The sequence below is a fragment of the Burkholderia sp. BCC0397 genome, from assembly GCF_902832865.1.
Lineage (GTDB): Bacteria > Pseudomonadota > Gammaproteobacteria > Burkholderiales > Burkholderiaceae > Burkholderia.
In genome coordinates this window covers 208,643-222,071 of the sequence record NZ_CADFDL010000008.1, presented here as the reverse complement: position 1 = coordinate 222,071, position 13,429 = coordinate 208,643, and the positions used below count along the sequence as shown (strand labels likewise).

Sequence of the window (13,429 nt, the reverse complement as noted above, 5' to 3'; positions counted from 1 at the left end):
GCGCGTGCGGGCCTCGGTGCCCGCGCGATCGCCGGCCGGGCGTGATGCCGTTCCGTACGCGTAACGGCCCGCCCGCACACCCCTTCCGTTTTTCGACAGGCAACATCAGGGAGGAACGGGTGTGCGACACTTCGTCGACGCCACATAACGACTTCATTCGTCGACGAATCCTTTCATGAGCGACCCCCTCGTATTCGTGCTGCCGGGCTACGGCAACTCCGGTCCGTTCCACTGGCAAAGCCGCTGGGAGCGCGCCGATGCGCGCTTCTCGCGGGTCGCGATGCCCGACTGGAGCCGCGCGTTTCGCAACGGCTGGTGTCTCGCGCTCGACCGGGCGGTCGAAGCCGCGCGCGGGCCGGTGCTGATCGCCGGCCACAGCCTCGGCACGCTGACCGCCGCATGGTGGGCGACCCGCTATGCGCGGCCGGCCGCGCTCGCGAAAGTGCGCGGCGCGCTGCTGGTTGCGCTGCCTGATCCGGCCGGGCCGGCGTTTCCGGCCGACGCGCACGGCTTCGGCCCGGTGCCGCACGAGCGGTTGCCGTTTCCGACCTGCGTCGTCGCGAGCAGCGACGATCCGTACGGTTCGCTCGCGTTCGCACGCGGCTGCGCGAACGCGTGGGGCAGCACGTTCCATGACCTCGGCCCGCGCGGCCACATCAACGCGGACAGCGGGCTCGGCGACTGGCCGCAAGCGCGCGGCTGGCTCGATTGGCTTGCGCGTTAGTCCATTGACTCGATTGATCCGATTGGTGCATTAGCCGAAGGCCGTCGCCCGGGCATGCCGCCGTGCTCGCCCGCAGGCGCCGCGACGCGCTCGCCGGGGCCACCTCAGATCGCCTGTTTAGCCTTCAACGCCGCGATCCGCTCGTCGTCGTAGCCGAGCATGTCGCGCAGCACGTCGTCCGTCTGCGCGCCGAGCAGCGGCGGGGCCGTGCGCGCGTCGGGCGGCGTCGCGCTCATCCGGATCGGATTGCGCACGAGCTTCACGTCCGCGCCGCACGGGTGCGGCAGCGCCACCTGCATCCCGCGCGCGACCACCTGCTCGTTGTCGAACACCTCGTCGAGATCGTTGATCGGCCCGCACGGCACGCCGGCCGCCTCGAGCGCGCCGATCCAGTCGGCCTTCTCGCGCGCCTTCACCATCTCCGCGAGGATCGGCACCAGCGTGTCGCGGTGGCGCACGCGCGACGGGTTCGTCGCGAAGCGCTCGTCGTCGGCCAGCTCGGGCTGCCCGCCGGCCTCGACGAACTTGCGGAACTGCCCGTCGTTGCCGACCGCGACGATGATCCAGCCGTCGCTCGTCTGGAACGTCTGGTACGGCACGATGTTCGGATGCGCGTTGCCCCAGCGCACCGGCGGCTTGCCGCTCGCGAGGAAGTTGGTGTTCATGTTCGCGAGCAGCGCGACCTGCACGTCGAGCAGCGCCATGTCGATGTACTGGCCTTCGCCCGTGCGGTCGCGGTGCGCGAGCGCGGCGAGCACCGCGATCGTCGAATAGAGGCCGGTCGCGAGATCGGCGATCGCGACGCCGGCCTTCTGCGGGCCGCCGCCCGGCTCGCTGTCGCGTTCGCCGGTGATGCTCATGAAGCCGCCGATCCCCTGCACGATGAAGTCGTAGCCCGCGCGATGCGCGTACGGGCCGGTCTGGCCGAAGCCGGTGACCGAGCAGTAGACGAGATCGGGCTTCACCGCGCGCAGCGAGTCGTAATCGAGCCCGTATTTCTTCAACTGGCCGACCTTGTAGTTCTCGAGCACGACGTCGCTCTGCGCGGCGAGCTCGCGCACGATCTGCTGCCCCTCCGGCGTCGCGATGTCGATCGTCACCGAGCGCTTGTTGCGGTTCGCCGCGAGGTAGTACGCGGCTTCGGCGGTATCCGCGCCGTCCGCGTCCTTCAGGTACGGCGGCCCCCAGTGGCGCGTGTCGTCGCCGGCGCCGGGGCGCTCGACCTTGATCACGTCCGCGCCGAAATCGGCAAGGGTCTGCGCGCACCACGGGCCCGCGAGCACGCGGGTGAGGTCCAGCACGCGGATATGGCTCAGGGCACCCATCGTCGAATCGTCTCCTTTCATGGCTGGCCTGCCTTGGCCGGCACGGCCGATTGGCATGCCGAGCATCTTAAGGCGAATCGGCCGCGCGGGTGGCCCAGGCCGGTCGCCAACGCCGGCCGCTCACGCCGGCCGCCCGGCGCAGCGGGCCGCTGCCGCTTGGGGCGGGCGGCCTGTATCGTATAATCGATCGTTTCCGAATCCATGCCGCCGCGCGCCCCGCCTGGGGCGCCGGCGTTTGAAGCCGTCTTTGCCAGACTGTCCCCGCACGCCATGAAAGCTGCCGAAATCCGCGAGAAATTCCTCAAATTCTTCGAATCGAAGGGCCACACGATCGTCCGCTCGTCGAGCCTCGTGCCCGGTAACGACCCCACGCTGATGTTCACGAACTCGGGCATGGTCCAGTTCAAGGACGTCTTCCTCGGCACGGACCCGCGCCCGTACTCGCGCGCCACCACGGCGCAGCGCAGCGTGCGCGCGGGCGGCAAGCACAACGACCTCGAGAACGTCGGCTACACGGCGCGCCACCACACGTTCTTCGAGATGCTCGGCAACTTCTCGTTCGGCGACTACTTCAAGCACGACGCGATCAAGTTCGCGTGGGAGCTGCTGACCATGGTCTACCAGCTGCCGAAGGACAAACTGTGGGTCACCGTCTACCAGGAAGACGACGAGGCGTACGACATCTGGGCGAAGGAAGTCGGCGTGCCGACCGAGCGGATCATCCGGATCGGCGACAACAAGGGCGCGCGCTACGCGTCGGACAACTTCTGGACGATGGGCGACACCGGCCCGTGCGGCCCGTGTACCGAAATCTTCTACGACCACGGCCCGGACGTGTGGGGCGGCCCGCCGGGGTCGCCTGAAGAAGACGGCGACCGCTACATCGAGATCTGGAACCTCGTGTTCATGCAGTTCAACCGCGACGCGCAGGGCAACATGACGCGCCTGCCGAAGCAGTCGGTCGACACCGGCATGGGCCTCGAGCGTCTCGCCGCGGTGCTGCAGCACGTGCACAGCAACTACGAGATCGACCTGTTCCAGAACCTGATCAAGGCCGCCGCGCGCGTGACTGAGATCAGCGACCTCACGAACAACTCGCTGAAGGTGATCGCCGATCACATCCGCGCGTGCTCGTTCCTGATCGTCGACGGCGTGATCCCCGGCAACGAAGGTCGCGGCTACGTGCTGCGCCGGATCGTGCGCCGCGCGATCCGCCACGGCTACAAGCTGGGCCGCAAGGGTGCGTTCTTCCACAAGCTGGTGGCCGACCTCGTCGCCGAGATGGGCACGGCCTATCCGGAACTGAAGGAAGCCGAGCAGCGCGTGACCGACGTGCTGCGCCAGGAAGAAGAACGCTTCTTCGAAACCATCGAGCACGGCATGTCGATCCTCGAGGCCGCGCTGGCCGACGTCGAAGCGAAGGGCGGCAAGGTGCTCGACGGCGAGCTCGCATTCAAGCTGCACGACACCTACGGCTTCCCGCTGGACCTGACGGCCGACGTGTGCCGGGAGCGCGGCATGACGGTCGACGAGCCGGCGTTCGACGACGCGATGGCGCGCCAGCGCGAGCAGGCGCGCGCGGCCGGCAAGTTCAAGGCGACGCAGGGCCTCGAATACTCGGGCGCGAAGACCACGTTCCACGGTTACGAGGAAATTGCGTTCGACGACGCGAAGGTCGTCGCGCTGTACGTCGACGGTTCGGCCGTCAACGAAGTGAAGGCCGGCCAGGATGCGGTCGTCGTGCTCGACCACACGCCGTTCTACGCGGAATCGGGCGGCCAGGTCGGCGACCAGGGCGTGCTCGCGAACGCCGCGACGCGCTTCGCGGTGGCCGACACGCTGAAGGTGCAGGCCGACGTGGTCGGTCATCACGGCACGCTGGAGCAGGGCACGCTGAAGGTGGGCGACGTGCTGCGCGCGGAAATCGACGCGCATCGCCGCGCCCGCACGCAGCGCAACCACTCGGCCACCCACCTGATGCACAAGGCGCTGCGCGAAGTGCTCGGCGCGCACGTGCAGCAGAAGGGTTCACTGGTCGACGCGGAAAAGACCCGTTTCGACTTCGCGCACAACGCACCGATGACCGACGACGAAATTCGTCGCGTCGAGCAGATCGTCAACAACGAAATCCTCGCCAACGCGCCGGGCATCGTGCGCGTGATGCCGTACGACGAAGCGGTGAAGGGCGGCGCGATGGCGCTGTTCGGCGAGAAGTACGGCGATGAAGTGCGCGTGCTCGACCTTGGCTTCTCGCGCGAACTGTGCGGCGGCACGCACGTGCACCGCACCGGCGACATCGGCTTGTTCAAGATCGTCGTCGAAGGCGGCGTCGCGGCCGGCATCCGCCGCGTCGAGGCGATCACCGGCGACAACGCGGTGCGTTACGTGCAGGAGCTCGACGCGCGCGTGAACGAAGCCGCGGCCGCGCTGAAGGCGCAGCCGTCGGAACTCACGCAGCGCATCGCGCAGGTGCAGGAGCAGGTGAAGTCGCTCGAGAAGGAGCTGGGCGCGCTGAAGTCGAAGCTCGCGTCGAGCCAGGGCGACGAGCTCGCGCAGCAGGCCGTCGAAATCGGCGGCGTGTACGTGCTGGCCGCGACGCTCGACGGCGCCGACGCGAAGACGCTGCGCGAAACGGTCGACAAGCTGAAGGACAAGCTGAAGAGCGCGGCGATCGTGCTGGCGGCCGTCGAAGGCGGCAAGGTCAGCCTGATCGCGGGCGTCACGCCGGATGCGAGCAAGAAGGTCAAGGCCGGCGAGCTCGTGAACTTCGTCGCGCAGCAGGTTGGCGGCAAGGGCGGCGGCCGTCCGGACATGGCGCAGGCTGGCGGCACCGAGCCGGCGAACCTGCCGGGCGCGCTGGCCGGCGTGAAGGGCTGGGTCGAAGAGCGGCTCTGATCGTTGCACGACCGATGCGATGCCGTCGCACTGACGGCATCGCGTGAATCGAAAAACGACCCGATCGGCAGGTGCCGGTCGGGTCGTTTTGTTTGTGCAGGTTGTGCGCGTCGATCGCCGCGGCGACACGCGAACCCGGGTCAGGCCGGCACGGACACGGTCGGCTTCGCCACGTCGCCCGGCTGCCGCACGGCGTCGGCGAGCGCATCGCGCAGCGCGGCGAGCGCCGCCGACGCATAACCCCGCCGCCACGCAAGCAGCGTGTCGATGCCTTCGAGTTCGGGAATCGTGTGCGCGGCGATGTTGCCGGTCTCGGGCTGCAGATCGAGCACCGAACGCGGCGCGACCGCGACGCCCGCGCCGGCCGCGACGCATGCGACGATCGCGTGATACGAGCCGAGTTCGAGCACGCGCGCCGGCTTCACGCCGTGCGCCGCATACCACTGCTCGACGTACTTGCGATACGCGCAGCCGCGCTCGAACGCGATCAGCGTCGGCAGGATCACGTCGCGCGGCGTGCGCACCGGCGGATGGCCGCGCGGGGTGAGCAGCACGAGATCCTCGCGGAAAATCGGCACCGTCTCGAACGTGTCGGGCAGCATGTCCGGCTCGGGCGGGCGCGCGAACAGCGCAGCGTCGATCTCGAAGTCGCGCACGCGGTCGATCAGACAGCCCGTCGTGCCCGTCAGCAGTTCGAGCGATACGTCGGGCCATGCGTGGTGGTAGCGCGCGAGGAGGGTCGGCAGCCGGCTCGCGGCCGTGCTTTCCATCGTGCCGAGCCGCAGCCGGCCGCGCGGCGTGTCCTCGCGCACCGCGTCGCGCGCCTCGTCGGCGAGCGCGAGCAGGCGCTCCGCATACGGCAGCAGCGTATGCCCGGCCGGCGTCAGCACGAGCCGGCGGCCGTCGCGCACGAACAGCGCCGCGCCGAGTTCTTCCTCCAGTTGCTTGATGCGCGTCGTGACGTTCGACTGCACGCGATTGAGCTTGGCCGCCGCGCGCGTCACGCCGTTCTCGCGCACAACCGCCCGGAAGATCGCCAGCGCCGCCAGGTCCATGATTCTCTCCAAGGGATGGGTCTATTCTCAATTATTCATTTTTCGAGAACGTTTGGTCAAGCTAGGATGGACCCATTCCGATTTCCGATCCGGCCGGCGCGCGACGCGCCGGCCCATGCCGCCATGTCCCGCTTCGATGCTCCGACCGCCGCCGCCGGTGCGCTTTCGTCTGACCAGGCCGACCGCCGTGCCCGCGCGGCCGCGCTGGCCTGCATGGTCGGCCTGGCCGTCGTGCTCGGCGTCGGCCGTTTCGCGTTTACGCCGCTGTTGCCGCTGATGCTCGCGGACGGCTCGATCGGCCTGAAAGCCGGCGGCTGGCTCGCGTCGGCGAACTATGCGGGCTACTTCGTCGGCGCGGTCAGTTGCGCGGCGCTGCGCGTCGCACCCGCGCGGATGGTGCGCTTCGGGCTCGTCGCGACCGTGCTGCTGACCGCCGCGATGGGCGTCGGTCACGTGCTGCCGGTGTGGCTCGTCGTGCGTTTCGTCGCGGGCGTCGTCAGCGCATGGACGTTCGTGTTCATGTCGCAATGGGGATTGCGGCGCCTGGCCGAGCTGCATGCGCCCGAATGGAGCGGGGTGATCTACGCGGGGCCGGGCGTTGGCATCGTGGTGACGGGGCTGATCGGCAGTGCGCTGGCCGGCCAGCGTGCGGCGGTGGGCTGGCTGGGTTTCGCGGCATTGTCGGCCGTGCTGTCGGTCGCGATCTGGCGCACGTTCGGTGCGGCGCCGACTTCGGCGCACGCGCAGGCAGCGCCGCCGGCCGCCGCGCCGCATGCGGCCACCGTCGCGCCCGCCACCCCGGCGGCGCGGGCCGGCACGCGAAGCCATCGCGCGGACGCCGCGTGGCTCGTCGTGCTGTACGGCGCACCGGGCTTCGGCTACATCATCACCGCGACGTTCCTGCCGGTGATCGCGCGCGCTGCGCTGCCGGCCGGTTCGCCGTGGCCCGACCTGTTCTGGCCGATGTTCGGCGCGGCGCTGATCGTCGGCGCGATCACGGCCGCGCGCCTGCCCGGCCACTGGGACAACCGGCTGCTGCTGGCGGCCGGCTGCGCGACGCAGGCGCTCGGCATCGCGGCCGGGATCGTATGGCCGAACGCGGCGGGCTTTTCGGTCGGCAGCGCACTGCTCGGCCTGCCGTTCACCGCGATTACGCTGTTCGCGATGCGTGAGGCGCGGCGCCTGCACGGCGAGCGGGCTGCCGGATTGATGGGCTACGCGACCGCATCGTACGGCGTCGGCCAGATACTCGGGCCGCTCGTCGCGGCGCCGCTGGCCGCGCGCTTCGGGTCGTTTACGCCCGCGCTGTGGGTCGCGGTGGCCGCGCTGCTGATCGGCGCCGCCGGCTTCGCGGCGACCGCCGTACACGGGCGCCGGTCATCCTGACGCCGGTAGGGCCGGATCGTCTCGGGCGCGGCCAAACTCGCTAGAATGAAGCCTTTCCCGCGCCGAGCGGGTGCGCGGGCAGCCGGCAGACGGCCGTCCGGCGCTCGCCAGATCCCCATCGATGACCATCGCCGACTACCGCTTTTGCCCGCGCTGCGCGAGCCCGCTGACCGAGCGTGCCGATCCCGACCATGAGGGCGGCCGCATCCGCCAGGCCTGCCCCGACGATGCCTGCGGCTACGTGCACTGGAACAACCCGCTGCCCGTCGTCGCCGCGATCGTCGAACTCGACGGCAAGATCCTGCTCGCGCGCAACGCCGCGTGGCCCGACGGGATGTTCGCGCTGATCACCGGCTTCCTCGAAAACGGCGAGACGCCCGAGGACGGCATCGCGCGCGAGGTGTTCGAGGAAACCGCGCTGAAGGCCGAGCACGTATCGCTCGTCGGCGTGTACGAATTCATGCGCAAGAACGAACTGATCATCGCGTACCACGTGCGCGCGTCGGGCACGGTGTCGCTGTCGCCGGAACTGCTCGAATACAAGCTCGTCGATCCGCCGCTGCTGCGCCCGTGGCGCGCCGGCACGGGCATCGCGCTCGCCGACTGGATGCGCGCGCGCGGCCTCGATTTCGAATTCGTCGACCGGCCGGGGCAGTGACGGGCCGGCCTGCCCGCAGGGTGTCATCCGCCGTGGCGCGCGCGATCGCGACGCGGCGCTGCGGTTTTTACCGGTGCGCCGCGTTCTCCGGCCGCCGCGCGTCGTCCCCATCGTCCCCATCGCTTCCATCGTCCTGACCGCCATCGCCATGTCCGACAAGCCGCAGCCGCGTCCGCGCGACGCCTATCGCCACTTCCTGCCGATCACGACCCGCTGGATGGACAACGACGTCTACGGGCACGTGAACAACGTCGTCTACTACAGCTACTTCGACACCGTCGTGAACGAGTACCTGATCCGCGCGGGCGTGCTCGACGTCGAGCACGGGCAGACGATCGGGCTGGTCGTCGAGACGCAGTGCAACTACTTCGCGCCGCTCGTGTTTCCGCAATCGGTCGACGCGGGCCTGCGCGTCGTGAAGCTCGGCACGTCGAGCGTGCGCTACGAAGTCGGGCTGTTCGCACAAGGCGATGCGTCGCCCGCCGCGCAAGGGCATTTCGTGCACGTGTACGTCGATCGCGGCACGCGCCGCCCGGTGCCGCTGCCCGACGCGCTGCGCGCCGCGCTCGAACCGCTCGCCGCCTGACGCGACGCGGTGCACGCGTTCGCGCTCCAGGCCTTCAACGGCCTCAGCTACGGCTTGCTGCTGTTCATGCTGTCGGCCGGCCTCACGCTGATCTTCAGCGTGCAGGGCGTGCTCAACTTCGCGCATGCGAGCTTCTACATGCTCGGTGCGTATGTCGGCTACAGCATCGCGGCCTGGGCGGGCTTCTGGCCCGCGCTCGTGCTCGCGCCGCTCGCGGTCGGGCTGCTCGGCGCCGGCTGCGAGCGCACGCTGCTGCGCCGCGTGCAGGCGCGCGGCCATACGAGCGAGCTGCTGCTGACCTTCGGGCTCGCGTACCTGATCGGCGAGGGCGCGAAACTCGTGTGGGGCCTCGCGCCGCTGCCGGCGCCCGTGCCGCCGCTGTTCGACGGCGCGCCGGTGACCGTGTTCGGTCTCGCTTTGCCGCGTTACCGGCTGTTCATGATGGCGATGTCCGCGACGATGCTGGTCGCGCTCGGCGGGCTGCTGCGTGCATCGCGCATCGGGCTCGTCGTGCGCGCGGCGCTCACGCATCGCGCGGCGGTCGAGGCGCTCGGCTACGACGTGCCGCGCGTGATGACGGCGCTGTTCGGCGCGGGCACCGCGCTCGCGGCGCTGGCCGGCGTGATCGGCGCGCCGCTCGCGGTGATCGAACCCGCGCTGGCCGAGACGGTCGGGTCGGTCGTGTTCGCGGTGGTCGTGATCGGCGGGCTCGGCTCGCTCGGCGGCGCGTTCGTCGCGTCGCTCGCGGTCGGCTTCGCGCAGACCTTCGCGGCCGCGAGCGACACGTCGCTGCGCGACCTCGCGCAATGGACCGGCATCGCGCTGCCCGACAGCGTCGCCGCGGTGTCGATCGCGCAACTGGCGCCGCTGGTGCCGTACCTGCTGCTCGTCGCGGTGCTGGTCGCGCGGCCGCGCGGGCTGTTCGGCGAGCGTGTCGATGCATAGCCGCGCACGGGCCGGATGCGCGCGCTGGGCGCTGTTCGCCGCGTGCGTCGCGCTGCCCGCGTGGCTGTGGCCGCATGGCGCGGTGCTCGGCTATCTCGCGCAGACGGCCGCGCTCGTCGTGCTCGCGCTGTCGTACAACCTGCAGCTCGGCACGACCGGGCTGCTGTCGTTCGGGCATGCGGCGTTCGCGGGCCTCGGCGCGTTCGCGGCCGCGCACTGGTTCAACCACATCGGCGGCCCGCTGCCGCTGTTGCCGCTCGTCGGCGGCGCGGCCGGCGCGGGCTTCGGGTTCGTCGCAGGGCTGCTGGCGACGCGCCGTTCCGGTACCGCGTTCGCGATGATCACGCTCGGGCTCGGCGAATGCGTCGCGGCGGCCGCGTGGAGCGTGCCCGCATGGTTCGGCGGCCTCGGCGGCATACCGATCGACCGTGCGGGCGGCGCGCCGTGGGGCAACGGGCACTTCGGCGCGCCAGCGCACGCGTATGCACTGATCGCCGCGTGGTGCGTCGTGTCGGCGTGGGCGATGCATGCGCTGACGCGCACGCCGCTCGCGCGGCTCGCGAACGCGGTGCGCGACAACCCGGCGCGCGTCGCGGCGCTCGGCACCGATCCGCGCCGCGTGCGGCTCGCGATGGTCACCTGCGCATCGTTCTTCGCGGGCATTGCCGGCACGCTGACGCTGATCGACGTCGAGATCGCGACGCCCGACAGCGTATCGATGGCGCGCTCGGCGACCGTGCTGATCGCCGCGGTGATCGGCGGCACCGGCGCATTCTTCGGGCCGGCGGCCGGCGCGGCCGTGCTGACCGCGCTGAGTATCGGCGTCGCGGGCGTGTCGCGCGCGTGGGCGCTGTATCTCGGCGTGCTGTTCGTCGCGATCGTCGTGGCCGCGCCCGGCGGGATCGCGGGCATCGTCCAGGCGCTCGCGCATGCGCTGCGGCGCGGCGCGCCGGCGACCGAGCGGTGGCGCCTGCTGTGCGCCATCGGTGCGTGCGCGTTCTGGAGCGTCGCGATCGTCTGCGCGGCCGAACTCGGCTATGCATGGCGCTTCGCGCAGGACGACGGCACGGGCCTCGCGTTCGGCGCATGGGGCATCGACGCCGATACGCCGGTCGGCTGGGCCGTCGCGGGTTCGGCGGCCGGCATCGGCATGCTGCTGTGGGGCTGGCGTGCGCGGCTCGGGCATGGCGCGGCGGCCGCCACGCAGGAGGACGCGCGATGAACGGCAACGCGATCGCGCTTCACGGCGTCGTGCAGCGCTTCGGCGCGCAGACCGTGCTCGACGGTGTCGACTTGAGCATCGCGGCCGGCGAGCGCCACGCGCTGATCGGGCCGAACGGCGCGGGCAAGTCCACGCTGTTCGGCGTGATCGCCGGGGCAACGCGGCCGACGCGCGGGCGCATCGTGCTGCACGGCGTCGAGCTGCGCGGGCGCGGGCCGATCGTCGCGAGCCGCCTCGGCATCGGCCGCAGTTTCCAGCAGACGAGCGCGTTCGCGCGCCTGAGCGTATTCGACAACCTGCGTTGCGCGGCGCTGCATGCGCCGGCCGAACGGCGGCGCTGGTGGAACCGGCTGCGCGAATCGGCGTCGGTCGATCGCGCGGCCGCGCGCGTGCTGCACGACATCGGCCTCGACGCGCGGCGCGACACGCCGGCCGGCGAATTGAGCTATGCGGAGCAGCGCGCGCTCGATCTCGGGATCGCGCTCGCGAGCGGTGCACGGACGCTGCTGCTCGACGAGCCGACGGCCGGCATGAGCCGCGCGCAGGCGGCGCGGATGATCGCGCTGATCCGCGCGACGACGCAGGGCCGCACCGTGCTGATGATCGAGCACGACATGGACGCGGTGTTCGGTTTCGCCGAACGCATCACGGTGCTCGTGCGCGGCGCGGTGGTCGCGACCGGCGCGCCCGACGCGATCCGCGCCGATCCGCGCGTGCGGGCCGCGTACCTGGGCGAGGGCGCGGCATGAGCGCCGTGCTCGACATTCGCGGGCTGCGCGCGTGGTACGGGAGGCAGCCGGTGCTCGACGGCGTCGATCTTGCGGTCGCGCCGGGCGAGACGCTCGCGCTGCTCGGCCGCAACGGCTCGGGGCGCTCGACGCTCGCGAAGGCCGTGATGGGGCTCGTACGCACGGCCGGCTCGGTGCGCATCGCCGGCGCCGAATGTGCGGGCGCGCGCACGTTCGAGATCGCGCGGCGCGGCGTCGCTTACGTGGCCGAAAGCCGCGACGTGTTCCCGCTGCTGACCGTGCGCGACAACCTGCGGCTCGGTTTGCGCGGCGCAAGCGGCGCAGCCGAACGCGCGGCGCTCGACCGCCTGTTCGAGCGTTTTCCGCTGCTGGCCGCGCGCGCGGACGTGAAAGCCGGGCGGCTGTCGGGCGGCGAGCAGCAGGTGCTCGCGCTGGTGCGCGCACTCGCCGGCCGCCCGCGCGTGCTGATCGTCGACGAACCGGCCGAAGGGCTCGCGCCGCTCGCGGTCGACGAAGTCGGCGCGTGCCTCGCCGCGCTGCAGGCCGACGGCGTTTCGATCGTGCTGATCGAGCAGCGGCTGCAGCTTGCGCCGCGGCTCGCGCGACGCGCGGCGGTCATGGGGCGGGGACGGATCGTCTACGACGGCGCGCTCGACGGGCTGGGCGGCGCGGTCGCCCACGCGTGGCTGAGCGCCGGCTGACGACGCCCGGTCGATTGTTCGGCAAACTCCGCCAGTCAATTCGCTTCGAGCCGCTTTATCGCCGCGGTGCCGCACACTACATTGCCAGTCAGGCCGGTCGCCATCGCAACACATCGATGCATCCGACGCATCACCGCATCGCTGCGGCAACCGGCGCCATCCATCGAACGTCTTCGGACTGAGGAATGAAATCATGAGCAAGCTGGCAGGCAAGGTAGCGATCGTCACGGGCGCATCGAAGGGCATCGGCGCGGCAATCGCGAAGGCACTGGCCGACGAAGGTGCATCGGTCGTCGTCAACTACGCGAGCAGCAAGGCGGGCGCGGATGCGGTCGTGAGCGCGATCACCGAAGCGGGCGGCCACGCGGTCGCGGTCGGCGGCGACGTGTCGAAGGCCGCCGACGCGCAGCGCATCGTCGATACCGCCATCGAAACGTATGGTCGTCTCGACGTGCTCGTCAACAACTCCGGCGTGTATGAATTCGCGCCGATCGAAGCGATCACCGAAGAGCACTACCGCCGGCAGTTCGACACGAACGTGTTCGGCGTACTGCTGACCACGCAGGCGGCGGTCAAGCATCTCGGCGAAGGCGCGAGCATCATCAACATCAGCTCGGTGGTGACCAGCGTCACGCCGCCGGCCAGCGCCGTGTACAGCGGCACGAAGGGCGCGGTCGACGCGATCACCGGCGTGCTCGCGCTCGAACTCGGCCCGCGCAAGATCCGCGTGAATGCGATCAACCCGGGGATGGTCGTGACCGAAGGCACGCACAGCGCGGGCATCATCGGTTCCGATCTCGAAGCGCAGGTGCTCGGCCAGACGCCGCTCGGCCGCCTCGGCGAGCCGAACGACATCGCGTCGGTCGCCGTGTTCCTCGCATCGGACGATGCGCGCTGGCTGACCGGCGAGCACATCGTCGTGAGCGGCGGGGTGCACTGACGGGATCGTGCCGCCCTGGCCGCGGCGGTAGCGAAATCCCCGCACGCTGCGTCGAATTTGCTTCGGCAGATCGGGCAGCGTGTCGCTTATTGCCACGCAGCCCTCGACATGCTCTGCACGAATGCGGCACTGACGCGATCCCTGTAGAGGCCACCCTCTGATCCCGTGCCGCGGCGCGGCATAAAACCGTCATGCCGCGCGCGCGGTGACGGTGCGCGCTGCGTGCCGCGCTGACTGAAGTCC

At 70.7% G+C, this 13,429-nt stretch carries 12 protein-coding genes; 10 read left to right on the top strand and 2 right to left on the bottom strand.

Features of this window, described 5'->3' with window-relative positions:
• The first annotated feature begins 175 nt into the window (after window positions 1–175).
• Window positions 176–724 (top strand): alpha/beta hydrolase, encoded by a 549-nt coding sequence (locus HWX03_RS24115; protein WP_175872917.1) that lies wholly within the window; start codon window positions 176–178, stop codon window positions 722–724.
• A 104-nt stretch (window positions 725–828) separates the two neighbouring features.
• Here the strand turns inward: HWX03_RS24115 and HWX03_RS24110 are convergent, their stop codons facing one another.
• Window positions 829–2,049, bottom strand: a complete 1,221-nt coding sequence (locus tag HWX03_RS24110) for a CaiB/BaiF CoA-transferase family protein (RefSeq protein ID WP_175872916.1) — start codon at window positions 2,047–2,049, stop codon at window positions 829–831.
• A gap of 270 nt (window positions 2,050–2,319) precedes the next feature.
• Here HWX03_RS24110 and alaS point away from each other — a divergent pair, with 270 nt between their 5' ends.
• The gene (gene alaS / locus HWX03_RS24105) at window positions 2,320–4,944 is read left to right on the top strand and encodes an alanine--tRNA ligase (protein WP_175872915.1); all 2,625 of its coding nucleotides are present in this window, start codon (window positions 2,320–2,322) and stop codon (window positions 4,942–4,944) included.
• Between the two features lie 140 nt (window positions 4,945–5,084).
• On the opposite strand, the gene HWX03_RS24100 is transcribed toward alaS, so the two are convergent.
• Window positions 5,085–5,999: a LysR family transcriptional regulator gene (locus HWX03_RS24100; protein ID WP_175872914.1), complete on the bottom strand. Its 915-nt coding sequence runs from the start codon at window positions 5,997–5,999 to the stop codon at window positions 5,085–5,087.
• Between the two features lie 123 nt (window positions 6,000–6,122).
• Between HWX03_RS24100 and HWX03_RS24095 the strand changes: the two genes are divergently transcribed.
• From HWX03_RS24095 to HWX03_RS24060, 8 genes are all read left to right on the top strand, one after another.
• Window positions 6,123–7,385, top strand: coding sequence for a YbfB/YjiJ family MFS transporter (locus HWX03_RS24095; protein ID WP_175872913.1), 1,263 nt, complete (start codon window positions 6,123–6,125; stop codon window positions 7,383–7,385).
• 121 nt (window positions 7,386–7,506) lie between these two features.
• Window positions 7,507–8,043: an NUDIX domain-containing protein gene (locus tag HWX03_RS24090; RefSeq protein WP_175872912.1), complete on the top strand. Its 537-nt coding sequence runs from the start codon at window positions 7,507–7,509 to the stop codon at window positions 8,041–8,043.
• A 148-nt stretch (window positions 8,044–8,191) separates the two neighbouring features.
• Window positions 8,192–8,629, top strand: a complete 438-nt coding sequence (locus HWX03_RS24085; RefSeq protein ID WP_027787751.1) for a thioesterase family protein — start codon at window positions 8,192–8,194, stop codon at window positions 8,627–8,629.
• Window positions 8,630–8,638: 9 nt separating this feature from the next.
• A complete protein-coding gene (locus tag HWX03_RS24080; RefSeq protein ID WP_175872911.1) occupies window positions 8,639–9,574 on the top strand; it encodes a branched-chain amino acid ABC transporter permease in 936 nt (311 codons plus the stop codon).
• Window positions 9,567–10,796, top strand: coding sequence for a branched-chain amino acid ABC transporter permease (locus HWX03_RS24075; RefSeq protein ID WP_175872910.1), 1,230 nt, complete (start codon window positions 9,567–9,569; stop codon window positions 10,794–10,796). The genes HWX03_RS24080 and HWX03_RS24075 overlap by 8 nt, the downstream gene beginning before the upstream one ends.
• Complete coding sequence (locus HWX03_RS24070) at window positions 10,793–11,545, top strand: ABC transporter ATP-binding protein (RefSeq protein WP_175872909.1); 753 nt, start codon at window positions 10,793–10,795, stop codon at window positions 11,543–11,545. Before HWX03_RS24075 ends, HWX03_RS24070 begins: the two co-directional genes overlap by 4 nt.
• On the top strand, window positions 11,542–12,246 hold the full coding sequence (locus HWX03_RS24065; protein WP_175872908.1) for an ABC transporter ATP-binding protein: 705 nt from the start codon (window positions 11,542–11,544) through the stop codon (window positions 12,244–12,246). The genes HWX03_RS24070 and HWX03_RS24065 overlap by 4 nt, the downstream gene beginning before the upstream one ends.
• Before the next feature lie 193 nt (window positions 12,247–12,439).
• On the top strand, window positions 12,440–13,186 hold the full coding sequence (locus HWX03_RS24060; protein WP_175872907.1) for a glucose 1-dehydrogenase: 747 nt from the start codon (window positions 12,440–12,442) through the stop codon (window positions 13,184–13,186).
• The last annotated feature ends 243 nt before the right edge of the window (window positions 13,187–13,429 follow it).

Bases quoted from the DNA above. Each gene is read 5' to 3' on its own strand.
- HWX03_RS24115 (WP_175872917.1), top strand. From the start codon at position 176: ATGAGCGACCCCCTCGTATTCGTGCTGCCGGGCTACGGCAACTCCGGT.
- HWX03_RS24110 (WP_175872916.1), bottom strand. From the start codon at position 2,049: ATGGGTGCCCTGAGCCATATCCGCGTGCTGGACCTCACCCGCGTGCTC.
- alaS (WP_175872915.1), top strand. From the start codon at position 2,320: ATGAAAGCTGCCGAAATCCGCGAGAAATTCCTCAAATTCTTCGAATCG.
- HWX03_RS24100 (WP_175872914.1), bottom strand. From the start codon at position 5,999: ATGGACCTGGCGGCGCTGGCGATCTTCCGGGCGGTTGTGCGCGAGAAC.
- HWX03_RS24095 (WP_175872913.1), top strand. From the start codon at position 6,123: ATGTCCCGCTTCGATGCTCCGACCGCCGCCGCCGGTGCGCTTTCGTCT.
- HWX03_RS24090 (WP_175872912.1), top strand. From the start codon at position 7,507: ATGACCATCGCCGACTACCGCTTTTGCCCGCGCTGCGCGAGCCCGCTG.
- HWX03_RS24085 (WP_027787751.1), top strand. From the start codon at position 8,192: ATGTCCGACAAGCCGCAGCCGCGTCCGCGCGACGCCTATCGCCACTTC.
- HWX03_RS24075 (WP_175872910.1), top strand. From the start codon at position 9,567: ATGCATAGCCGCGCACGGGCCGGATGCGCGCGCTGGGCGCTGTTCGCC.
- HWX03_RS24070 (WP_175872909.1), top strand. From the start codon at position 10,793: ATGAACGGCAACGCGATCGCGCTTCACGGCGTCGTGCAGCGCTTCGGC.
- HWX03_RS24065 (WP_175872908.1), top strand. From the start codon at position 11,542: ATGAGCGCCGTGCTCGACATTCGCGGGCTGCGCGCGTGGTACGGGAGG.
- HWX03_RS24060 (WP_175872907.1), top strand. From the start codon at position 12,440: ATGAGCAAGCTGGCAGGCAAGGTAGCGATCGTCACGGGCGCATCGAAG.